The 22,391-nt window shown below is 67.7% G+C and carries 19 protein-coding genes; 9 read left to right on the top strand and 10 right to left on the bottom strand.

Going from position 1 to position 22,391, the window contains the following annotated elements; genetic code table 11:
- Positions 1–2: 2 nt before the first annotated feature.
- Positions 3–2,171, bottom strand: coding sequence for a TonB-dependent receptor (locus tag HHL15_RS10720; protein WP_169145756.1), 2,169 nt, complete (start codon positions 2,169–2,171; stop codon positions 3–5).
- A gap of 235 nt (positions 2,172–2,406) precedes the next feature.
- Here HHL15_RS10720 and HHL15_RS10725 point away from each other — a divergent pair, with 235 nt between their 5' ends.
- The gene (locus tag HHL15_RS10725; protein WP_169145757.1) at positions 2,407–2,694 is read left to right on the top strand and encodes a putative quinol monooxygenase; all 288 of its coding nucleotides are present in this window, start codon (positions 2,407–2,409) and stop codon (positions 2,692–2,694) included.
- Here HHL15_RS10725 and HHL15_RS10730 read toward each other — a convergent pair.
- Entirely contained in the window at positions 2,679–3,632 is a 954-nt protein-coding gene (locus HHL15_RS10730; RefSeq protein ID WP_169145758.1) for a LysR family transcriptional regulator, read from the bottom strand. The two genes, HHL15_RS10725 and HHL15_RS10730, sit on opposite strands and share 16 nt — an antisense overlap.
- Before the next feature lie 148 nt (positions 3,633–3,780).
- Between HHL15_RS10730 and HHL15_RS10735 the strand changes: the two genes are divergently transcribed.
- Entirely contained in the window at positions 3,781–4,038 is a 258-nt protein-coding gene (locus HHL15_RS10735; RefSeq protein ID WP_169145759.1) for a hypothetical protein, read from the top strand.
- A gap of 27 nt (positions 4,039–4,065) precedes the next feature.
- Here HHL15_RS10735 and HHL15_RS26475 read toward each other — a convergent pair whose 3' ends face one another.
- Entirely contained in the window at positions 4,066–7,452 is a 3,387-nt protein-coding gene (locus HHL15_RS26475) for a PAS domain S-box protein (protein WP_328825022.1), read from the bottom strand.
- 209 nt (positions 7,453–7,661) lie between these two features.
- On the bottom strand, positions 7,662–8,153 hold the full coding sequence (locus HHL15_RS10745; protein ID WP_169145760.1) for a nucleoside deaminase: 492 nt from the start codon (positions 8,151–8,153) through the stop codon (positions 7,662–7,664).
- Between the two features lie 160 nt (positions 8,154–8,313).
- Between HHL15_RS10745 and HHL15_RS10750 the strand changes: the two genes are divergently transcribed.
- On the top strand, positions 8,314–9,402 hold the full coding sequence (locus HHL15_RS10750; RefSeq protein ID WP_169145761.1) for a BMP family ABC transporter substrate-binding protein: 1,089 nt from the start codon (positions 8,314–8,316) through the stop codon (positions 9,400–9,402).
- 107 nt (positions 9,403–9,509) lie between these two features.
- Positions 9,510–10,559: an adenosine deaminase gene (locus HHL15_RS10755; RefSeq protein ID WP_206198713.1), complete on the top strand. Its 1,050-nt coding sequence runs from the start codon at positions 9,510–9,512 to the stop codon at positions 10,557–10,559.
- Between the two features lie 23 nt (positions 10,560–10,582).
- On the opposite strand, the gene HHL15_RS10760 is transcribed toward HHL15_RS10755, so the two are convergent.
- Entirely contained in the window at positions 10,583–10,972 is a 390-nt protein-coding gene (locus HHL15_RS10760; RefSeq protein WP_169145762.1) for a hypothetical protein, read from the bottom strand.
- Positions 10,973–11,448: 476 nt separating this feature from the next.
- Between HHL15_RS10760 and HHL15_RS10765 the strand changes: the two genes are divergently transcribed.
- A complete protein-coding gene (locus HHL15_RS10765; protein WP_169145763.1) occupies positions 11,449–13,686 on the top strand; it encodes a PQQ-dependent sugar dehydrogenase in 2,238 nt (745 codons plus the stop codon).
- A gap of 25 nt (positions 13,687–13,711) precedes the next feature.
- On the opposite strand, the gene HHL15_RS10770 is transcribed toward HHL15_RS10765, so the two are convergent.
- Positions 13,712–14,260, bottom strand: a complete 549-nt coding sequence (locus HHL15_RS10770; protein WP_169145764.1) for a glutathione peroxidase — start codon at positions 14,258–14,260, stop codon at positions 13,712–13,714.
- Between the two features lie 155 nt (positions 14,261–14,415).
- On the opposite strand from HHL15_RS10770, the gene HHL15_RS10775 reads away from it, so the two are divergent.
- Together HHL15_RS10775 and HHL15_RS10780 are read left to right on the top strand one after the other, a co-directional pair.
- Positions 14,416–15,258 (top strand): putative RNA methyltransferase, encoded by an 843-nt coding sequence (locus tag HHL15_RS10775; RefSeq protein WP_169145765.1) that lies wholly within the window; start codon positions 14,416–14,418, stop codon positions 15,256–15,258.
- 102 nt (positions 15,259–15,360) lie between these two features.
- Positions 15,361–16,509, top strand: coding sequence for a GGDEF domain-containing protein (locus HHL15_RS10780; RefSeq protein ID WP_169145766.1), 1,149 nt, complete (start codon positions 15,361–15,363; stop codon positions 16,507–16,509).
- 15 nt (positions 16,510–16,524) lie between these two features.
- Here the strand turns inward: HHL15_RS10780 and HHL15_RS10785 are convergent, their stop codons facing one another.
- Positions 16,525–16,956: a PaaI family thioesterase gene (locus HHL15_RS10785; RefSeq protein WP_169145767.1), complete on the bottom strand. Its 432-nt coding sequence runs from the start codon at positions 16,954–16,956 to the stop codon at positions 16,525–16,527.
- Positions 16,957–16,984: 28 nt separating this feature from the next.
- Positions 16,985–18,202, bottom strand: coding sequence for an MFS transporter (locus tag HHL15_RS10790; protein WP_169145768.1), 1,218 nt, complete (start codon positions 18,200–18,202; stop codon positions 16,985–16,987).
- Positions 18,203–18,298: 96 nt separating this feature from the next.
- Between HHL15_RS10790 and HHL15_RS10795 the strand changes: the two genes are divergently transcribed.
- Positions 18,299–19,216 carry a LysR family transcriptional regulator gene (locus HHL15_RS10795; RefSeq protein WP_169145769.1) on the top strand — a complete coding sequence of 306 codons (918 nt, stop codon included), beginning with the start codon at positions 18,299–18,301 and terminating at the stop codon, positions 19,214–19,216.
- 12 nt (positions 19,217–19,228) lie between these two features.
- Here the strand turns inward: HHL15_RS10795 and HHL15_RS10800 are convergent, their stop codons facing one another.
- The gene (locus tag HHL15_RS10800; RefSeq protein WP_169145770.1) at positions 19,229–20,404 is read right to left on the bottom strand and encodes a urate hydroxylase PuuD; all 1,176 of its coding nucleotides are present in this window, start codon (positions 20,402–20,404) and stop codon (positions 19,229–19,231) included.
- Positions 20,404–20,760, bottom strand: a complete 357-nt coding sequence (uraH, locus tag HHL15_RS10805) for a hydroxyisourate hydrolase (protein WP_169145771.1) — start codon at positions 20,758–20,760, stop codon at positions 20,404–20,406. The genes HHL15_RS10800 and uraH overlap by 1 nt, the downstream gene beginning before the upstream one ends.
- Positions 20,761–20,994: 234 nt before the next feature.
- Between uraH and HHL15_RS10810 the strand changes: the two genes are divergently transcribed.
- Positions 20,995–22,386, top strand: coding sequence for a nucleobase:cation symporter-2 family protein (locus HHL15_RS10810; protein ID WP_328825023.1), 1,392 nt, complete (start codon positions 20,995–20,997; stop codon positions 22,384–22,386).
- Positions 22,387–22,391: the final 5 nt, after the last annotated feature.

Here is a 22,391-nt window from a genome sequence, read left to right on the forward strand (position 1 = left end):
CCTCAGAAGTCCATCGTGGCGGATGCCGACACGCTGCGGGCGAGGCCCAGGGTGGCGATCGGCGTGGTGTCGCTGAAGCTGCCCGCGTAGTAATGGCGGTCGAACAGGTTGATGACGTTGAGGCGCAGCACCAGCCTGCGGCCATCCATCATGGTTGCGTAGCGGGCCCCCGCGTCCACCTGGCCCCAGCCCGGAATGCGGATGGTATTGGCGGCATCCAGGTACTGGTTGGTGGTGGCGATCAGGCGCCCGCTCAAGGTGAGGCCGGGCAGCCCCGGAACATCCCATTCGCTGCCCAGGTTGCCCTGCCAGCGGGGTGCGCCGACAGCCACCTTGCCATCGTTCAGGCCGTAGGCGGTCTTGGTCTGGACCCCCTGGGTATAGGTGGCGCCACCGAGCAGGCGCAGGCCGCGCGCCAGCTCGCCGAAGGTGTTCCATTCCAGGCCGCGGATGCGCTTCTCGCCGTCGTCCGACAGGGTGGGCGCGGCGCTGCTGCCGGTGGCGACCATCATGGGCCGGGTGATCTCGAACAGGCTCGCCGTATGGGCGAAGCTGCCGGCATTCCATTTGACGCCCGCTTCCTTCTGCTCGGTCTTGTACGGCGCAAAGACGTGCAGGTAGTTGGTGGCGGTGGTGGGGGTGGTGACGGTGTCGCCCTTGCTCAGGCCTTCCACGTAGTTCGCGTAGAGAGAGACGGCGGGGCCCCACGGCTTGGCGACGATCGTCACGGCGGGCGTCACGGCGCTCTTGTCGTAGCGCGCCGTGACCGCGCCGGCGGCGTTGTAGTTGGTGGTCTTGATCTGCTGGTTGCGCAGGCCGATGGTCAGGCGCAGGCGGTCTTCCAGGAAGGACAAGGTGTCCATCAGGGCCAGGCTGGACAGATCGGTCTCGCTGGTCTTCGGTGTGGTCGCCGGCAGCGAGGGCATGGCCTGGAAGGTCGGGCTGTAGATGCTGGTGGTGAAGGCGGGCGAGGAGATCGAGCTGCCGGCGCCGGATTCCTGGCTCAGGCCGGAGGCGTGCAGCACCAGCTCATGCCCCACCCCGGCAGTGTCGAAGCTGGCGCGCAGGCCGGCTTCCGATGCCAGGTTCTCGTTGTAGCCGCGCTGGCCGGAGGTGAAGGAGGTCTTGCTGATACCTGCCGCATTGATGCTGCGGATGTGGGTGCCGTTGATGAAGCCGGCAAAGTCGTGGTGCATCAGGCCGACCCCGGCAAAGGCCGCCAGGCCGCGGCGGAATTCATAATCGGCGCGGGCGATCAGCGCCTTGCTCTCGAGCTCGCCATAGGCGGCCGGGAACGGGTTGATGCTGGGATCCGGTGCCTTCGGGATGGCCGTGGTGGCAAACCAGAACATGGCTGGCGTGCCGCCCTTGAACGACTCCTTGCTGTAGTAGGTGTCGAGGGATGCCTTGAGGGCGTTGCCCCGGTAGTCCAGCGCTGCCGACACGAACTCGCGCTTCTTCGACTGGCCATCCAGCGTGGTGTCGCCGTCGCTGTAGGCGGCATTGACCCGCAGGCCCCAGGCCTTGCGTTCGCCGAAGCGGCGGCCGACATCGACGCTGGTGCTGAGCTGCGATCCCGACTGGACGCCCACTGACACCCGGGTCAAGGGGGCATCACCAGCCCGTTTGGGCGACAGGTTGATCGTGCCGCCGACTGCGCCGCTGGGCGCCATGCCGCCAAACAGGGCGCTCGGCCCCTTGAAGACTTCGACACGTTCGACGAATTCCAGCGGAACGTGGCCTGACGGAACCAACCCGAACATCCCGTCGATGGACACATCGTTCTGGTTCACGTCGAAACCGCGAATGCGGAAGTTCTCGTACATGTGCCCGCCAGAGGTCGTGAAGCGCACCGAAGGGTCGTTGGCCACCACGTCGGCGATGCTCCGGGCATGCTGGTTCTCGATCAGCTCGGCGGTGTAGCTGGTGATGTTGAACGGCGTGTCCATCACATTCTGGTTGCCGAGCGCACCCAGGCGCGCGCCCTTGGCGACCTGGCCGCCGGCGTAGGGCGATGGCAGCTCCGTCGGCGAGTCCGTGCCGGCGCTCACCTTTACGGCCGTCAGCGTCGCCTCGCCGGCGCTTCCTTCGGCAGCAGCCACCTGGGCGTTGGCCGACTGGGGCAACAAAGCCACACTTAGCGCCAGCGCGACCGGGGTCATTCGCAGCATCACATTGTTCTCCTGAGTCAGTGGGCACTGGCTGGCGGAGGCTGGCTTGTGCTGGAAAGAAAAGTTCGGCGGGGGATTATAATTGATAATGATTCTTGTTTTCAAGAAAGGCCGCCTGCGGCTTCATCCGCCGCCCCGGGCCTTCGCTCAAGCCTGCAATGAAACCTGCCCCTGCACGCAAACACGTCGTTTTGGGCTATACATGGCGGCTCATCCAGAACCCTGAAAGAAATTCATGTCCATTCACATCGTTGCCCGCCTTGTCGCCCGTCCCGATTCGATCGAAGCGCTCCGTCCCCTGCTGTTGGGCATGCTCGAGCCCACGCGCCAGGAGGCCGGTTGCATCCGCTACGAGCTCATCAACAACAAGGCCGATGCGGCCGAGTTCCTGTTCGTCGAGGAGTGGGCCAGCCAGGAGGCCATCAACGCCCACATGGAGACGCCGCATCTCAAGGGGCTGGTGGTGAATAGCGCGCCGCTGCTGGCGGAACCGCTGGACGTGCGCTTCTACACGCCCTGCTGAGTGCGGATGGCGGAGGCAGCGCCGCCGGCGCCTTCCTCCACCAGTCCGAGCACCAGGTTCCGCAGCCAGCTCACCGCCGGATCGGCGTGGTTGCGGGGGTGCCAGCCCAGCTGCAGGCCGAAGCCCCGGTCGTCGAAGGGCAGGTCGAACATGTCGAGCGCGTGGGAGAAGCGGCCCATCAGCATCGACGGCAGGGTGCACACGTAGTCCGAGTGGCGCAGGATCTCGGGGACCAGTGAGAACTTCTCGACCGAGACCACCACCTGGCGGTGGTATCCCCTTTCGGCGAGGGCTTCATCGATGTAGCCGGTGAAGCGCCCCGCAAATTCGGTCACCAGCACGTGCCGGAGGGCGCTGTAGGCCTCCACGTCGAGGGGGCCGGTGCCCCGGGGATGACGCTTGCGCTGAGCCATCACGAAGCGGCCGTGGACCAGCGGGCGCATCTTCATCGAGGCGGGCAGCAGGCGTTCCGAGGCGATCAGCAGGTCCACCTCGCCGCCCTCCATCTGCGCGGCAATCGTCTCCGCGGCCGGATTGCGGAAGGCCACGCGCACGCCGGGGCCGGCCTCCGTGGCGAGCCTTTCGATCAGTGGCAGGCCGAGCACCACCATGGCCGTGTCGTTGACGGCGATCTGGAAGCTGCGTTCATCGGTCAGGGGGTCGAAGCTCGGGCGGTACTGCACCACGGCTTCCAGATCCTTCAGCACCGAATGGAGCGCCGGGCCGAGGGCCAGCGCACGGGCCGTGGGGGTCATGCCGCGCCCGGTCTCGGCGGGCAGCAGCAGCGGGTCGTTGAAGATCTGGCGCAGGCGCGCCAGCTGCCCCGACAGGGCCGGCTGGCTCAGGTGCAGCCGGCGCGCCGCCCGCGTGACATTGCATTCGGCCAACAGGGCGTCGAGGGACAGCAGGAGGTTGAGGTCGATCTGTCGCAGGTCCATGCTGACGTATCGGAACGGATGATGAGTCCAATATTATTAATCTATTTCTAATATAGGTGTGCCGTCTTCATACTTCAGGCTGTCGGCAAGGCCTGCACCGGTCCGGAGTTTCCGGACCGGTGCAGGCCTTGCGAGAAAAGGAGTTGTGATGGACATCGTCGAAAACCTGCGCGCCCATGCGCCGGATTGCGAACTCAATGGCGCGGCGGCACTCGAGATCGAGCACCTGCGTGCGGCGAACGAAATCCTGCGTGCCGAAAACGAGATTCTGCGGACCGCCCTTGAGTGCGCCGATATCGCCATGGCCGGCGCGCCGATCTGGCATGGCCAGCATCTGGTGTTGAGCGAGATCCTGGCCGATCTCAAGAAGACGCTCGCCGCGATGGAGCCGGCCGCGGAGGCCTGATCCCTGCTTGGCCCGGCGGGGCCGGGCTCAGACCTTGCAGTCCATGCGCCAGGGGGCGCTGGCTGCAATCAGGGCATCGATCTCCGCCTGAAGGGCGGCGAGGCGGGCATCCAGGTCCGGCTCGTCCTGCTCAATGGCTTTCTCGAGCTGGCCGGCGCTCTCCATCAGGTCCAGCGCGCAGAGGAAGCCGGCATTGCTGCGCAGGGTGTGCATGCGCCTGGCGGCGCTGTCCCGGTCGCCTTGCGCCAGAGCCTGGCGGGCCAGGGCCGGGGCCTGGGCGTTGTCTTCGACGAACAGCTCGAGCAGGCTCAGGAACATGTCGCGGTCACGGCTCAGGCGCTGGGCGGCGCGCTGGCGGTCGATCCCGGGGATGTCCGGAAAACCGGCGTCGTCGCCGGCCGTGACGGACGGGCGCGCAGCGCTTGTTGCGGCGGGCTGCGCCGGTGCCGCGCGGCTTGCGGCGGGGCCGGAAATCCAGTGGGCCAGCAGCACAGTCATCTGTTCCAGGTCCATTGGTTTGGGCAGGACGTCGTTGGCCCCGGCCTCGCGGGCGGCGGCCTGCTGTTCGTCCCTGACCCCGGCCGTGAAGGCGATGATGGGCAGCGCGGACAGGCCGAGCTCCTCGCGGATCCTGCGGGTTGCGGTGAGCCCGTCGAGGACCGGCATCTGGACGTCCATCAGCACGGCATCGAAGCCGCCGGGCCGGGCCTGCAGGATCTGCAGGGCCTGCAGGCCGTCGGCGGCCAGGGTGGTGGTGGCGCCCTCGAGGGCCAGGGCCCGTTCGACCAGGTCGCGGTTCATTGCGCTGTCGTCCACCACCAGCAGGTGCGCGCCGTTGAGGCGCGGGCCGCTGGGGCGGGGGGCGGGGGCCACGGCGAGGGTGTCCGGCGCATCCGCGGCGGCCAGGCCGAAGGGGAGTTCGAACCAGAACAGGCTGCCGGCCCCCTGGCGGCTCTCGGCGCCGATCTCGCCGCCCATCAGCTCCACCAGGCGCTTGCAGATCGACAGCCCCAGGCCGGTGCCGCCGAAGCGCCGCCCGATGCCTGCGTCGGCCTGAGTGAAGGGGGCGAACAGGCGGTCGAGCGCCTCCGGGCTGATGCCGATGCCGGTGTCGCGGAGTTCGAAGCGTATCCTCAGGCTGCCGGCCTCGGCCGGCAGGTTGTGGATTTCGAGGGAAATGTCGCCCCGTTCGGTGAACTTGATAGCGTTTCCTGTCAGGTTGAACAGGATCTGTTCGAGGCGCAGGCCGTCGCCCAGGAGCGGGCCGGGCGGCAGCGGCTGCGCCGGAAGGTGCAGCGCCAGGCCCTTGGCACGGGCGGCCTGACCCATCAGGCTGTCCAGGTTGGCGAGCAGCACCTCGAGCCGGAAGGGGCGGGGCTCGATGCGTAACTGGCCGGCTTCGATCTTGGAGAGATCGAGCACGTCATTGAGGATGGCCAGCAGGGACTGGCCAGCGCTGCGGATGCGCTGGACCATGTCCCGCTGGTGACCGGCCAGGGCTTCCCGCTCGAGCACCTGGGCGAGCCCCAGCACGGCGTTCATCGGGGTGCGGATCTCGTGGCTCATGTGGGCCAGGAACTCGCTCTTGGCGGCATTGGCGGCCTCGGCGGCGTCGTAGGCCTGCTGCAGCTCCTGCTCGTGGTGCCGGCGCTCGCTGATGTCGCGGGTGACACCGAGGATCTCGATGAAACGGCCGTCGCTGCCGAACAGGGGGTTGGCGGTGACGTCGGTCCACACCGTGCTGCCGTCCCGGCAGCGCTGTTCCAGCTCGGCCCGGAAGTGGCCGATGGGCTCGCCGGATTTGATGCTGGTGCGCAGCTCGCGCAGGTAGGCCTGGGCGATCCGCAGGGAGTCGGGCGTCAGCATCTGGTCGAGGCGCTGGCTCCGCACCTCGTCCGGGGTGAAGCCGCGGAGCTGTTCGACGGAGGGGCTGACGTAGGACACATGCCCTTCCAGGTCCATGGTCAGGATCACATCGATGGCGTTGTCGGCGAGCAGGCGGTGGCGTTCCTCGCTGATGCTCAGGCGCTCCTCCATGTGCTTGCGTTCGGTGATGTCCTCGACGATGGCCAGGTAGCGCGGTGTGTCCTCGGTCTCGACCTTGACCGGGGCGCAGGTCAGGCTGATCCACACCACCGTGCCGTCGGGGCGCAGGTAGCGCTTGTTGATCCGGTAGCCGCCGGCATCGTCGGCCTTGAGCCCGGCCAGCTTGCGCCGGCTCAGGATGACGTCGTCCGGGTGGGTGATCTGCATCGGGTCCAGCCCGGCCAGCTCGGCCTGGCCCAGGCCGACGATGTCGGCGAAGCGGCGGTTGGCCTCGAGGATCCGGTTGGAGCCGGAGTCAAGCAGGGCCACGCCCAGGGGCGCCTGTTCGAAGACGACCCGGAAGCGGGCTTCCGCAGCCTGGCGGGCCTGGAGGGTGGCGAGTTCCTGGCGCTGGCCATCCCGCCGCCACATCAGGTAGCCGGCGGAATACACCAGCAGCAGGCCCAGCGCCATGACCAGGCCGGTGGCCCAGGCCGTGGTGCGGATGCCGGAATAGGCCTCCTGCTCATCGATCTCGGCGATCATCAGCCAGGGGGTGCCGGCCACCGGGGCGGTGTAGGCGAGCACCGGAACCCCCCGGTAATCGCGGCCGCCCTCCAGGATGCCCTGTTCGCCGGAAGCGGCGCGGGCGGCGGGCAGGTCGGGCGTGCCAAGGGCGCGGGTGATCGACAGGGCGGCATCGTGCTGATGGCGCAGGGGCGTGATGAAGCGTACCGCCTGGCCGTCCCGGCGGACGAGGTAGGTCTCGGCAGTGCGGGTCGGGACGGGCCACGATTCGACCAGAGGATAGAGGGTCCGGTCAGCCTTCCAGGTGAGGTAGGCGATGCCCAGGGGGCGGGCGCCGGAGGGGCCGATGGGGGCGAGCACGCCATACAGGGCCTCGCCCTGGGCGTTGCGGTGCAGATCGACGAGCTGGATGCGCGGCCGCTCCAGCACGTCGCGGATCAGAGCGCCGTGCTCCTGCGGCTGCGCCTTGCCGACGCCGAAGACGCTTGCGCCCTCGCCGTCCAGCACTGTCACGCTTTCCCAGCCACGCACCTGGGCGATCTCCTCCATCAGCATCTGCATGTGTCTGAGGACCCGGGCGTCCCGGCGCTGGCCGGCCAGCCATTCACCGAAGAGGGTCTCGAACTGGGAATGCCCGGAGAAGGACGACTCCGCGTCGATGCGGGTGCTGCTCAGCCAGTCTTCGATCTGCTGGCGTTTCTGTTCAGCGATGACAGCCAGGGTGCGCTGGTTGTCCTGGCGGATTTCATCACTCAGGTAGCCGTAGGCCACGCTGCCGATCACGCCGATCAGGGCGGAAATGGCCAGCAGGGGTAGAACGAAGCGCGCCCACGGGTGGCGGGTGCCACCCGTGGGCTTCACGGGGAATTCTGGAGACATGGCGGTGGTGACGGAGGCTGTAGCGGCGTGATACGGGCCTGCTGAATGCCTGCTTATGGTGCATGCATAGGCTTTCCATCAGGTTTTACCGCAATTTGCACCATATTAGAGCATAACGCTGTCCTTTGCCCTTTGATATTCCCCAAACTGATGCGACTTCATGTGTTCGGGCCCCGTTGCGGGGCGGTGTGTCAGGGGCGGCTCCAGAAGCCCGCATGGGCGAGGGCGGCCTCGTCTTCCAGCAGCGGGCCGATCACCTCGATGGGGCGCTGGCCACGCACGAAGACCTCCCGGCAGGGCAGGGCGAAGGTGGGGTTTTCGGGATGGTCGCCGGTCAGTCCGAGCAGGCTGTGTTCGGACAGCGCATAGACGACCCGGCCGATGCCGCACCAGTAGATCGCCCCGGCGCACATGGCGCAGGGCTCGGCGCTGGAATACAGGGTGGCGGCGGCCAGCTCCTCCGGTGGCAGCAGGCGCGCGGCCAGCGACGCCGCGACCAGCTCGGCATGGCGGGTCGGGTCGCCCTCCGGCGGCAGCGAGTCGTTGCCGGCCTCGGCGACGATGTGGCCGTGCCGATCGACGACCAGGGCGGCAAATGGGTGCTTTCCGCGCGTGCGTATCTCGCCCGACAGCGCGATGGCCTGGCGCAGGAAGTGCTCGTCCTGGGGGGAGAAGGGGGGCATGGCAAGGCTCCGTGTGGGGATGGGTGGATTATCCCGTTCCAGCGGAGGAGGCTTGGTGGCCCGATCCATATACCCTTCATAACGGAACCGGGATGGGTTGCGGGCGGTCCGGTTGTTACAGTGAAGCCACCAACCTAAACCTGTGTCCATGGAGAACCCCATGTCCCTGTCCCGATTCAAGACCGCAGCGTGCCGCGTCGCCACCCTCGTCGTGACGCTGGGGCTCGCCTCCCAGGCGCTGGCCGCCGACCCCGCCAAGATCGGCTTCGTATATATCGGCCCCACCGGCGACCACGGCTGGACCTATGCCCACGACCAGGGCCGCAAGGCCGTGGAGGCGAAGTTCGGCGACAAGGTGAAGACCACCTTCGTCGAGAACGTGCCCGAAACGGCTGACGCCGAGCGGGTCTTCCGCGACCTGGCCCAGCAGGGCTACAAGATGATCTTCGCCACCTCCTTCGGCTACATGAACCAGCAGCTCAAGGTGGCCAAGGCCTTCCCCAAGACCGCCTTCATGCACGCCACCGGCTACAAGACCGCCCCCAACCTGGGCGTCTATGACGTGCGTACTTATGAGGGGGCCTACATGCTGGGCGTGGTGGCCGGCAAGATGAGCAAGAGCGGCAAGCTCGGCGTGGTGGCGTCGATCCCCATCCCCGAGGTGATCCGCAACATCAACGCCTTCACCATCGGCGCCCGCAGCGTCAATCCCAAGGCCACCACCCGGGCCATCTGGGTGAACAGCTGGTTCGACCCGGGCAAGGAGCGCGAGGCCGCCCTGACCCTGATCGCCCAGGGCGCCGACGTGCTGATGCAGAACACCGACTCGCCCGCCGTGGTGCAGGCGGCCCAGGAGAAGGGCGTGCTGGCCTTCGGTTGGGATTCGGACATGAGCAAGTTCGGCGGCAAGGCCCACCTGGCGGCCTCGGTACTGCACTGGGGCGTGATCTACAACAAGGTGGTCGGCGAGAGCCTGGAAGGCACCTGGAAGCCGGGCGACATCTGGTGGGGCGTCAAGGAAGGCGCGGTGAACATCGAGTCCTTCGGTCCGGCCGTGCCCGCCGACGTGAAGAAGCTGGCCGAAGAGCGCCGCGACGCCATCAAGGCCGGCACCCTGCACCCCTTCACCGGCCCGCTCAAGGCCCAGGACGGCAAGGAGATCCTCGCCGCCGGCAAGAGCATGGGCGACACGGACCTGCGCAAGATCAACTACTACGTGGAAGGCGTGGAAGGCGCCATCCCGAAGTAAGCCACTTTCTCTCCTCGCAAAGTGGCAACCTGGGCGCAGCTTCGGCTGCGCCTTTTTTTGTGGAGTTCTAAGATGCGCCTACGTGCACCTCTCCGGGAGATCCGACCATGACCGCACCTCTTTCCGCCGATCCGCTGGCCTTGGCCCTCGGCATGCCGAAGGCCGAGCTCCATGTGCATATCGAAGGCACCCTGGAGCCCGGGCTGGCCTTCGCCCTGGCCCGCCGCAACGGGATCTCCCTGCCGTATGCCGACGAGGCGGCCCTCAAGGCGGCCTACGCCTTCGACAGCCTGCAGAGCTTTCTCGACCTGTATTACGCCTGCGCCGACGTGCTGCGGACCCGCGAGGACTTCCGTGACCTGATGCTGGCCTACCTGGAGCGGGCCGCTGCCGACGGGGTGATCCACGCCGAGATCTTCTTCGACCCGCAGACCCACACGGCCCGCGGCATCCCTTTCCGGACCGTGCTCGAAGGCCTGGAGGACGGCCTCGCCGAAGGCGCCCGTCGTTGGGGAATCGGCGGCCGGCTGATCCTGTGCTTCCTGCGCCATCTCAGCGAGGACGAATGCCTGGCGGCGCTGGACGAAGCGGAGCCCTTCATCGGGCGCATCCACGGCTTCGGGCTGGATTCGTCGGAGCGAGGACATCCGCCCTCCAAGTTCGCCCGCCTGTTCGCCCGTTGCCGCGCGCTGGGCAAGCCGGTGGTGGCCCATGCTGGCGAGGAGGGGCCGCCGGCGTACATCACCGAGGCGCTGGACATCCTCGGCGCCCGGCGCATCGACCACGGCGTACGGGCGGTGGACGATCCGGCGGTGCTGGCCCGCCTGGCCCGCGAGGGGGTGGCCCTGACGGTGTGTCCCCTCTCCAACACCCGCCTCTGCGTGTTTGCGGAGATGAGCGAGCACAGCCTGCCGCAACTTCTCGCGGCGGGCGCCCGGGTGACCCTCAACAGCGATGACCCGGCGTATTTCGGCGGCTATCTCAACGACAACATCCGGGCCGTGCAGGCCGCGTTCGCGTTTGATGCCGCCACCTGGTACCGGCTGGCCCGCAACAGTTTCGAGGCGAGTTTTGTGACGGATGCAGAGAAGGCCGGCCTGATCGGGCGGTTGGACAGTTTCTTTGCCGCTGCTGGGGTGTATCCGCCGGTAGTCTGAGCTGCGCTGGCGCGAAGCGCGGATCAGTCGATCCGCGCCACCCCGAAATGGCGGCGCCAGGAGAAGTGGCGTTGTACATCGGCGGGTTCGGAGAGCCTCGGCAGGCGTAGCCGGAAGGCGGGGAAGAGGCTGATGCGCCAGACCGTTCCACCGGCCGGGAAACAGAACACGATGTGGTTGGGGTGGGACAGCACCAGCGGGCCGGGCGGCTGGCAGGCCCCGGGCGTTGTCAGGCTTGCCGAATCGAGGAAGCGGAGTTCGCTATCGACAAGCTGCAGGTGCATCCGGCCCTGCGCCTCGTCTGCATCGCCCATCAGCAGCAGGAAATGCCCGCGCCAGGCGAGCGCCGCGTACAGGGCTGTTCCAGGTACGCGGGTGCGCACCCCGGTGGTGGCGTGCCACACGTCTGTCATCGTCCGGGCCCCTGGAGTGGGCGGCGGACAGGGGGCGCTGCGGATCTCGGGTGCCAGCCGCAGGACGGGATCTTCCAGGTGAGCCTCCTGCAAGGGGATGGGGGGCGGTGCCCGACCGGTCAGGGCCACTCCGGGCGGGGCAGTGAGGCTCGTGCTTGATGAACGGTTCATCGGGGACGGCAGGGCGCTCGGAGTCTTCAGGTTAGTCGAGGCCTCGAAAATACCAAGACCAGGGCAGGCATCGGAGCGATCGACAAGGAAAAGCTGTCGGGTAATTTTACAGGCGAAGCGCAAGCGCTGGAGACTGGAGTATGCCAGCCGGATTCATGCCGCGGTAAGCCCTGCAGCAGGAAACAGTCTTGGAGATTTGTAACTTTTATTCTCCCGTCGGGCATTTTTTATGCTCGCGTGCCTCTGTCGGTCCGGTCAGTCGGGCATCCCGGCTCCTGCAGTGATGTTCCCGCGTGGAGAGACTCATGAAACGTCAGATCCTGCGTAGCGCAACGACGATGGCGGGCATGCTCGTCGCCCTTTCCCTGGCGGGCCCGGCCCTGGCCTTGCCAAGCCTCGTCAATGGGGGCTTCGAGTCCGGCCTGAGTGGCTGGAGCACGGCTGATCAGACCGGTAGCGAGGGCACCTTCTATGTGCAGGGCGGGACCACCAGCCCGACCCTGGGCGAGGCGGTGCCGGCGCCTCCCGAGGGGACCTCCGCGGCCATGAGCGATGGCGGCCTCGGCGGCCCCGGGAGCCATGTGCTGTACCAGGATTTCGTGGCCAGCGCAGGCAGTGCGAATCTGAGCTTCCAGCTCTTCATCGGCAACCGGGCGGACGCCTTCTACACGCCGGCGAGCCTCGACTTTGCCACGCCGACGCTCAACCAGCAGGCCCGGGTGGATATTCTGAAGGCTTCTGCGGACCCGTTCAGCCTGGCTGCCGGCGATGTCCTGATGACCCTCTACCAAAGCGTCGCCGGCGATCCGCTGGTGGACGGCTATTCCACCATCGTGGCGGACATCAGCGCGATCCTTGCCGCTCATGATGGCGAGACCCTGCGCCTGCGCTTTGCCGAGACCGACAACGTGTTCTCCTTCCAGATGGGCGTCGACGACGTGCGCATTGAGGCGAAGGGCGGCGTCCTTCCCGAGCCGGCGAGCGGGCTCCTGCTGGGTCTGGCATTTTGCGCCATGGCAGTCTGCCGGCGCGGCCGCAGCGGCCTGAAAGCTACCCTGGCTGTAGCGGGGCTGTTGGCCGGCATGGGCGCGGGGCTGACGGGGCCGGCCCGGGCTGACAGCATTCCGGCCCAACTGCTCGACCCCGCCCTGACGGTGCAGACCGTGGTGAACAGCGGGCTCAACCAGCCGATCGGGATCGTGTTCCTTGGCCCCAACGATTTCCTGGTGCCGGAGAAAGCCTCCGGGCAGATCAAGCGGGTCATCAACGGCGTGGTGCAGCCCGTCCCGGCGCTGGATCTGGCTGTGAACTCCGCTTCCGAGCGGGGTCTCCTCAGTGTGGTCCTGGATCCGGCCTTCCCGACCGTGCCCTTCGTGTATGTGTTCTGGACCGAAAGCCTGTCCGGGGTCGATTCGACTGCGCTGTCCGACACGCCCTTGCTCGGCAACCGGGTCGACCGCTTTGTGTGGGGCGGTGCCAGCCTGGTCCTCGACCGGAACCTGCTCAGGCTGAGGGCGCGCCAGACGGACAACGTGGCGACGCCCGGCCATCCGGGCACGGCCAATCCCGCCGAGCGCGGCAACCACAACGGCGGCGTGATGCGCTTCGGGCCTGACGGCAAGCTGTACGTATTCATGGGCGACCAGGGGCGGCGGGGCTGGATGCAGAACCTGGCCAACGGGCCCTTCCTGACGGCCCCCCTCGTCGATGACACTTTTGGTGGGCCCTCACCCGACAACGCGCACCTGGCGGGGGTGATCCTGCGCATGAACGGCGACGGCACCACGCCAGCCGACAATCCCTTCTTCGCGACAGGGGCGGCAATGGGCGGTGAGGTGGGGGCCAATCTGCAGAGGATCTTCTCCTATGGCCACCGCAACGGCTTCGGCATGGCCTTCGATCCCTTGTCCGGCAGTCTGTGGGCCACGGAGAATGCCGATGATGCGTATTCGGAACTCAACCGGGTCGTGCCCGGCATGAACGGCGGCTGGATCCAGCTGGCCGGGCCGCTGGCGCGGGTGCCGACCTGGAAGAGCATCGAGACCACCCAATTCGGCGGCAGCCTGCAGCAGGTCCGTTATCCGCCCACCCGGGCGGCCTATTCCGCTGCCCTGGCCCAGGCCCGCATGGTCATGTTGCCGGGGGCTGTCTACAAGGATCCCGAGCTGAGCTGGCGTTACGAGATCGGTCCGTCCGGGGCGGCCTTTGTGCAGGGCAATGCCCTGGGCACCGCCTATGAGGGGACCTTGTGGATCGGCTCGTCCAGAGCCTTTGCCCAGGTGGGCGGAACCGGTGGCAGCCTGTACCGGATCCGCCTGACCGCCGACCGCCTGCAAGCCGATCTGAGCGCCGATCCCCGCCTGGCCGACAAGGTGGCCGACAACCTGTTCAGCGCGAACAAGTTCGACGGCACCGAGAGCGAAACCCTGCTGATCGGCAGGGGCTTCGGCATCACGCCCAGTATCGAGCGGGGGCCCGATGGGGCGCTGTACGTGGTGTCCCTGTCGGACAACGTCATTTACAGGATCGGTCGGGCGCCCTGACCGGGAGGAGGGCGCAGCCCTGGTTTCAGCCGGCCGACAGGGCGGCCTCGATAGCCGTGGTCAGCGCTTCTGCGTCGGGCGCGGTGTCGGGCGCAAAGCGGCGCAGCACGCTGCCGTCGCGGCCGATCAGGAATTTCTCGAAATTCCACACCACCTCGGGGCGGGCTGTCGGTTCGATGCCGTAGCCCTTCAGCATCTGCTCCATGCGGGCGCGGTCTTCGGTGTCCGGGCGGGTGGCCGTGAGGTGAGCGTAGAGGGGATGCTTGTCGGGGCCGGTGGCGACGAGCTTGCTGTACATCGGGAACTGCACGCCGAAGCTGGCGGTACAGAACTGGGCGATCTCGCTGTCGCTGCCGGGTTCCTGGCCGGCGAAGTCGTTGGCCGGGAAGCCGAGCACCACCAGGCCCTGGTCGCGGTAGCGCTCGTACAGCGCCTCGAGGCCGGTGTACTGGGCGGTCAGGCCGCACTTGGACGCCACGTTGACGATCAGCAGGACCTTGCCAGCGTGTTCGGCCAGGGTGGCGGGGCTGCCGTCGATCTTCTTGAGGGGGATGGCGTCGAGGGTCTGGCTCATTGGGGGTCTCCTTGGGGTGAATGACTTTCGGTCCGGAAGGCCGGGCCGCAGGACAGGGACCCGGCGATGCGGGGGGAGTTCCGGCGCAGCGGCGCGATTGTGGGCTAACATCGGGCCCGCCGGCCCGCCACCGGGGCCTCCAGGACCGTTTCCCCATGATCACTCCCTTCCAGGCGCTGGCCTGCCCCCTGGACGGCGCGCCGCTCATCCCGGCGGGCGCCGCCTGGCGTTGCGCCGCCGGCCACAGTTTCGACATCGCCGCCCAGGGGCATACCCATCTGCTGCCGGTGCAGCAGAAGCGCTCCCGCGACCCCGGTGACAGCAAGGAGATGGTGGCGGCCCGCCGGCGCTTCCTGGAAACCGGCGTGTATGCCCCGATCGCCGCGGCGGTGAGCCGCGCGGTGCTGGATGCCGGCGCGGCTGACAGGCCCCTGGCCTGTCTCGACGCCGGCTGCGGTGAGGGCTACTACCTGCGCCGCCTGGCCGAGGCCGCCGAGGCGGCGGGGCAGGGCCTGGCGGTGCTGGGCCTCGACATCTCCAAGTGGGCCGTGCTGGCTGCGGCGAAGCAGGAGCGGCGGATGGGCTGGGTGGTGGGCAGCAATGCCAACCTGCCGGTATTGCCGGCCACCCTGGACCGGGTCCTGTGCCTCTTCGGCTTTCCGGTGTACCCGGAATTCGCCCGCGTGCTCAGGCCGGGCGGCCTGCTGATCCAGGTGGATGCCGGCCCCGATCACCTGCGCGAACTGCGCGAGGTGATCTATCCGGTGCTCAAGCCGGAGAGGCCGGCCAGCCTGGTGCCTCCGCCGGGGTTTGAGATGGATGGCGTCGATGGCGTGCATTACGCCGCTGCTCTGCCCTCGGCAGCGATCATTGCCGACCTGCTGCTGATGACCCCCCACCTGTTCCGCGCCACTGCCGAAGGGCGGGCGCGGGCTGCGGCCCTGACCGCGTTGCGGGTCAGTGTGGATGTCCGGCTGACCCGCTTCCGTCGCGCCTGAAAGTCCGGCGGCCTGCAATCCCGCCTTGCCTCTGCGGAGGCCGTCTCCGACAATCAGGAGAAGGCTCTTCCCTGACTGCAGTGCAGCGGCAAGGAGTGTGCGATGTATGCCATCGATATCAAGACCACCATTCTCCTGCTGGCTCTCGGGAATGCGTTGATTGCCTCCTTCTTCGTGGTGTGCCGGAGCTGGCAGGAGTTTCCCGCCCGTTACGTGTGGGGTCGGGTGGCTCAGGCGGCGGGCTGGATCCTGTTCTTCCACCGCCCGGTCCTGCCGCTATTCCTGTGGTATGTGGCCGGCAACGGGCTGCTGATCGTGGGCTGGATCCTCGAGGTGCTGGCGATCCTCGCCATCGAGCGGCGCAATCCGCGTCTTGAGCGCGTCTATGTATTGATCGCAGTGCTGGGGCTGGGCAGCCTGCTGCTCAATTTCAGCCTGGATGCATCCTATAACGTGATGAATCTGAGCATCAGCGTCCTGCTGGTGGCGATCTTCTGCATTCCAGCCTACATGCTCACTTTTGGCCGGGAGAGTTCCAGTTTCACCCGGGCAGTGGGTTTCTTCTATCTCCTGTACTGTTTGATCAACGTGGTGAGGGCGATTTACGTGGTGCATACCGACAATGTCTCGGTGATGGTCGGCAACCTGATGCACAGCGTGGTTTTCCTCGGGCTCTTCGCCTTGCTGATCTTCGGCAGCGTGGGCTACATGCTGCTGTTGCGCGAGAAGACCGAGCTGGAGCTGCTGCACGCGGCCAGGACGGACGACCTGACCGGGCTGTTCAACCGTCGTGCCTTCTTTTCCCATGCGCAATTGGCGATGGGCTTTGCGTCCCGCTCCTGGTCGCCGGTGAGCTTCCTGATGCTCGATGTGGACCACTTCAAGCAGCTCAACGACCAGTTCGGGCATCCGGCGGGGGATGCCGCCCTGCGTGCCCTGGCCCGTACGGTGGAGGTGTGCATCCGGCCCCAGGATGTATTCGGGCGGCTCGGCGGGGAGGAGTTCGGGCTGCTGCTGGTGTGTCCGACCGACAACGCGCTGATGGTGGCCGAGCGGATCCGCGAGCAGGTGGAAAGGCTCAAGGTGGTGGAGCTGCCCGGTGCCGCGATGACGGTCAGCATCGGCGTGGCCTCCCTGCAGGCGGTGGAGGGCTGGGACGTGGAACAGCTGATGCAGGAGGCTGACCGCCAGCTCTACCAGGCCAAGCTGCGCGGGCGCAACCAGGTGGTGGCGACCCGCCTGCTGCATTGAGGAGTTGCGCTGAATTCAGCGCGGCCACAACACCATCTGGGTACAGCGGAAGAGGGCGATCTTGCGGCCGCTGGCCTCGTCGCTGACCACCGCATCCCACACCTGGGTGTTGCGGCCCAGATGCTGGGCGGTGGCCGTGCATACGATGCGGCCCTCGCGCACGGTGCCCAGGTGGTTGCTCTTCAGCTCGATGGTGGTGAAGGACTCCGCGCCGGGCGGCAGGTGGGCCAGGCAGGCGTAGCCGCAGGTGGTGTCGGCCAGGGCCACGACGCTGGCGGCGTGCAGGAAGTCGTTGGGAGCGAAGTGCAGCTTGTGTACCGCCATGCGGCTGGACAGGCTGCCAGGGACCAGCTCGGTCATCTCCATGCCGAGGAAGCCGGGCAGGTATTCGCTGCCCTTCTCGTTGAGCACGGCCAGGGTGACTTCGGGGCGCAGGGTGGGCGTCATGGGGTGGGGATCTCCGTGGTGGTGAGGGTCAGGCGGTGGCCGTGCGGGGCGCGGCCTCGCGGATCGGCAGGTTGAGCAGGGCGGCAGCGGCGGCCAGGGCCATGTCGGCGTACCACATCCAGCTGAAGTCGCCGAAACGGGTCAGGGCCAGCCCGCCCAGCCAGGCACCCAGGAAGCCGCCCAGCTGGTGGGATAGCAGGGTCAGGCCGAACAGGGTACCCAGGTGGCGCACGCCGAAGAGCCTGCCCACCAGGTTGGCGGTGGGCGGTACCGTGGCCAGCCAGGTCAGCCCCAGGCCGGCGGCGAACACGTAATACACCGCGGCACTGCGCGGCATCAGCAGATACCAGGCGATCAGCAGGGTCCGCGAGGCGTACATCAGGGCCAGCACATGCTTGCTGCGGTAGCGTGCGATGCTGGCGCCTGCCAGCAGGCTGCCGGCCACGTTGGCCAGGCCGATGATCGCCAGCGAGGTACTGGCCACCGAAGGCGGCAGCCCGCACAGGTCCACCTCGCCGGGCAGGTGCGTGACCAGAAAGGCGATATGGAAACCGCAGGTGAAGAAGCCCGCATGCAGCAGCAGGTAGCTGCGGTCGCGCAGGGCCTCCCTCACCGCCTGGCGCAGGCCGCGGGTATCGGTGGGCTCGCTGCTGTCGTGGGGCCGGGTGGTGGCCGCCCCGGTGAGGCGATTGACCAGGGGTAGCGCACCCAGGCTCATCACCGCCAGGGCCCCCATCGCGCCCATCCAGCCGATGGCCTGGATCAGGCCCTGCAGGATGGGGGCGAACAGGAACTGGCCGAAGGAGCCTCCCGCGTTGATGACGCCCGATGCCGTGCCGCGCGCAGAGGCCGGCATGCGCTGGGCCGCGGCGCCGATCAGCACCGAGAAGCTGCCGGCGCCGGAGCCCATGGCCGACATCAGGCCGAGGGAGACGATCAGGCCGAAGCCGGTGTCCATGAAGGGAGTGAGGGCGCTGCCGGCGGCCAGCAGAAGGATGCCGCCGATCAACACCGGGCGCGGGCCGTGGCGGTCGGCGAGGGCGCCGGCCAGCGGCTGGATGGCGCCCCAGGCGAACTGACCGATGGCCAGGGCCAGGCTGAGGGTGGCAATGCCCAGGCCGGTGCTGCTGTTGATCGGGCCGATGAACAGGCCGACGGACTGGCGGGCGCCCATGGTCACCAGCAGGATGCCGGCGGCGGCGAGGGTGACTGCGAGGGTTCCGGGGCTGCGCAGGGCGTGGAACATGAGGGTGACTCCAGGATGATTGCGGACACTATAGGCAGGCGATTGATTCCGAAATAGCCCATAATCGTGCTCGTTGTGTCAACGGATCATTGACGTATGGGCTGGCTTGGCGACTGGGATTGTTTCGTGAAGGTGGTGGCGGAAGGCAGCATGGCTGCCGCCGCCCGGCGCCTGGACTGCAGCCGGGCCCAGGTGAGCAAGCAGATCGGCGAGCTGGAGCGGCGCTTCGGGGTGCGCCTGTTCGAGCGCAGCACCCGCCGCCTGGTGCTGACGCCTGCCGGCGAAGTCTTCCACGGCCATGCCCTGCAGGCCCTGGAGGTGGTCGAGGGGGCCGAGGTGGCAGTACGCAACGTCGGGGCGGAGGCCCGCGGCCTGCTGCGCATCAGCACCACGGTGATCTTCGGCCGGGAGTGCATCGCCCCGCTGATCCCCCGGGTGCTGGCACGCCACCCCGGGCTGGAGGTCGAGCTGCTGCTGTCCGACGCCCGGGTGGACCTGGGCGATGGAGGCATCGATCTGGCCCTGCGCCTGCTGCAGACCCCGCCGGAAGACCTGGTGGCGCGGCCGCTCCTCGAACTGCGCCGCTTCATCTGCGCGGCGCCGTCCTACCTGGCGGCCCATGGCCGGCCGCGGGTGCCTGCCGATCTGCTGGAACATGCCTGCTTCAGTTACATGCTGCACGACGGGCGGGTCTGGCACCTGCTCGACCGGGACGGGCGGGAGCACAACGTCCCGGTGCGGGGGCGTTTCCAGTCGGACAGCATGGGCTGCATCCTCGACGCGGTGCGGGAAGGCCACGGCATCGCCATCCTGCCCCACTACCTGTGCGCCGCCGACCTCGCGGCGGGGCGCCTGCTGGTGGTGCTGGAGGACTATGCGCCCCAGGTGTACGTGGCGAGCACCCTGTATGCCTGTTACCTGCCGAGCCGCGCCCAGGCGCCCAAGCTGAAAGTCTTCCTGGACGCGCTGGAGGCGGAGTTCAAGCCGCTGCCGCCCTGGGAGCGGCTGGGCTGAACGCCGCGGGTTTCAGCGCCCCTCGAACCAGGCCGCCAGGGTGGCCCGCTCTGCATCGGTGATGCCAGTCACGTTGCCCAGGGGCATGGCCTTCAGCTTGACGCTCTGCTCGTAGATACGCTGGGCCTGGGCTTCGATGCGGGCGGGGGTGTCGAGGAGCACCCCGGCCGGCGCCGAGGCCATCAGGGTCGGCTTCTCGGCATGGCAGGCGGCGCAGCGGGCCTGGATGATGGGCTGAACGGCGGCCAGGGTGGGGGCGACCGAGGCGTTTGCCACCCGTGGCGCCGGGGCCAGCCACACCGCCACGCCGGCCAGGATGGCGACGGCAATGGCGGGGAATTCCCAGCGCACCGCGCCCTTGTGCTTCAGGTTGAAGAAGTGGCGGATCAGCACCGCCGCCAGGATGATCAGCGCCAGCACCGCCCAGGCATGGGCGTGGGTGTAGGTGAAGGCGTAGTGGTTGCTGATCATGCAGAACAGCACCGGCAGGGTCAGGTAGTTGTTGTGGTAGCTGCGCTGCTTGGCGCGGATGCCGTCCAGCGGGTCCGGCGTGGCGCCCTTCTGCATGGCGGTGACCACCCGCTTCTGGCCGGGGATGATCCAGAAGAAGACATTGCCGCTCATCGTGGTGGCGATCATCGCCCCGACGTGGATGAAGGCCGCGCGGCCCGACAGCAGGTGGGTCAGGGCCCAGGCCACGGCCACCACGAAGGCGTAGTAAATGAGCCCGAAGAGCAGCTGGCTGCGGTTGATGAGCAGCCGGCACAGGCCGTCATAGACCAGCCAGCCGCCGGCCAGGGTGGCCAGGCCGATGCCCACCGCCTGGGCCGGGGTGAGGGCCGCCACGGACGGATCGACCATGTAGCTGGCGGCCTGGAAGTAATACAGGGTGGAGATCAGGGCGAAGCCCGACAGCCAGGTGGAGTAGCTCTCCCACTTGAACCAGTGCAGCTCGTCCGGCAGGTGGGCGGGGGCCACCAGGTATTTCTGCGGGTTGTAGAAGCCGCCGCCGTGTACCGCCCACAGCTCGCCGCCCACCCCCTTGGCCTTGAGGGCCGGATCCACGGGTGGCTTGAGGCTGTTGTCCAGCCACACGAAATAGAAGGACGAGCCGATCCAGGCAATGCCGACGATCAGGTGCAGCCAGCGCAGCAGCAGGCTGCCCCATTCGATGAGATAGGCGTCCATCAGCTTCCCCGGTAGGTCGAATAGCTCCACGGCGACACCAGCAGGGGCACGTGGTAATGGGCGGCGGGATCGGCGATGCCGAAGGCGAGGGGCACGCTGTCGAGGAAGGGCGGCTCCGCCTGGGGCACGCCGGCGGCGGCGAAGTAGGCCGCCACCTCGAAGACCAGCTCGTAGTTGCCGGCGACCAGCGCATCGCCCTCCAGCAGCGGCGCAGCGGCGCGGCCGTCGTGATTGGTGAGGCCGCGGCACAGGGTCCGGCGGCTGCCGTCGGCGGCGACGGCATGCAGGGCATAGGCCATGCCGGCGGCGGGGCAGCCGCGGGCAGTGTCGAGTACGTGGGTGGTCAGGCGTCCCATGGCGGGTCCTCGGGCGGGGGTGGGGAATGGGCTGATTATAGGAAGGGCGTGGATCCGCCCGGCGAATATCCCCTATCGCAGTTCGCGCATGAGGGCGTGCCGGGGGGCTCTGCGCTGGCTCATATGAAAGTCCGCAAGATCGTTATGCGCGCCAGCGTCTTGTCGCTCCCGGAGGGCCTCCGTACTCTCGATTCATGCGGCATGGACTGCCGACCGATCTTTCAGGAGAAGCCCGTGACGACCCCCGCCGACGTCCACCCCGTGGACCAGAAACTGCCCCTGCCCCGCCTGTTCGCGCTGGGCCTGCAACATGTGCTGGTGATGTATGCCGGCGCCGTCGCGGTGCCGCTGATCCTCGGCGGTGCGCTCAAGCTGCCCAAGGACCAGATCGCCCTGCTGATCAACGCCGACCTGCTGTGCTGCGGCATCGTGACCCTGATCCAGGCCTTCGGCGTGGGGCCCTTCGGCATCCGCCTGCCGGTGATGATGGGGGTGACCTTTGCCGCGGTGAGCCCGATGCTGGCGATGGCGGGCAATCCCGACCTGGGGATCACCGCGATCTTCGGGGCGGTGATCGCGGCGGGGATCTTCGGCATCCTGGTGGCGCCCTTGATCAGCCGCATGCTGCCCCTCTTTCCGCCGGTGGTCACCGGCACCATCATCGCCGTGATCGGCGTGACCCTGATGCGGGTGGGCATCAACTGGGCAGCCGGCGGCCAGCCCATGATCAAGGATCTGACCAGCGGCCAGATGGTCCCCAATCCCGCCTACGGTGCGCCGGAGCACCTGGGGGTGGCCTTCGGAGTCTTGCTGGTGATCCTGATCCTGTCCAAGTACGGCAAGGGTTTCATCGCCAACGTGTCGGTGCTGCTGGGCCTGGTGTTCGGCTTCCTGGTGGCGCTGGCGATGGGCAAGGTGCATTTCGACGGGCTGGAGCAGGCCGAGTGGTTCGCCCTGGTCTACCCCTTCCAGTTCGGCCTGCCGACCTTCGACCTGGTGTCGGTGATGACCATGTGCCTGGTGATGATCGTGGTGATGGTGGAGTCCCTCGGCATGTTCCTGGCCCTGGGCGAACTCACCGGCAAGCCGCTGAGCCCGCAGGACCTCGAGCGGGGGCTCCGCACGGATGGCCTGGGTACGCTGATCGGCGGCATCTTCAATGCCTTTCCCTACACCTCCTTCTCCCAGAACATCGGCCTGGTGGGCGTCACCGGGGTCAAGAGCCGCTGGGTCTGCGTGGCCGGCGGGGTGATCCTGGTGGCCTTCGGCCTGTTTCCCAAGATGGCCCACGTGGTGGCCTCGGTACCCCAGTTCGTGCTGGGCGGGGCCGGCATCGTGATGTTCGGCATGGTGGCCGCCACCGGCATCCGCATCCTGCTGGCGGCGGACCTCAAGACCAACCGCTTCAATCCCTACATCATCGCCATCAGCATCGGCTTCGGCATGATCCCGCTGGTGGCCGACAAGTTCTTCCACCAGATGCCCAAGGTGCTGGGCCCGCTGCTGCACAGTGGCATCCTGCTCACTGCCATCAGTGCCGTGCTGCTCAACCTGTTCTTCAACGGCTATCGTCGCGATGCCGCCGAGCAGGCCAAGAGCATGGCGATGGAAGCCGAACTGCATTGATCCGA

It is taken from the genome of Zoogloea dura (genome assembly GCF_012927165.1).
In the GTDB taxonomy this organism is placed as follows: domain Bacteria; phylum Pseudomonadota; class Gammaproteobacteria; order Burkholderiales; family Rhodocyclaceae; genus Zoogloea; species Zoogloea dura.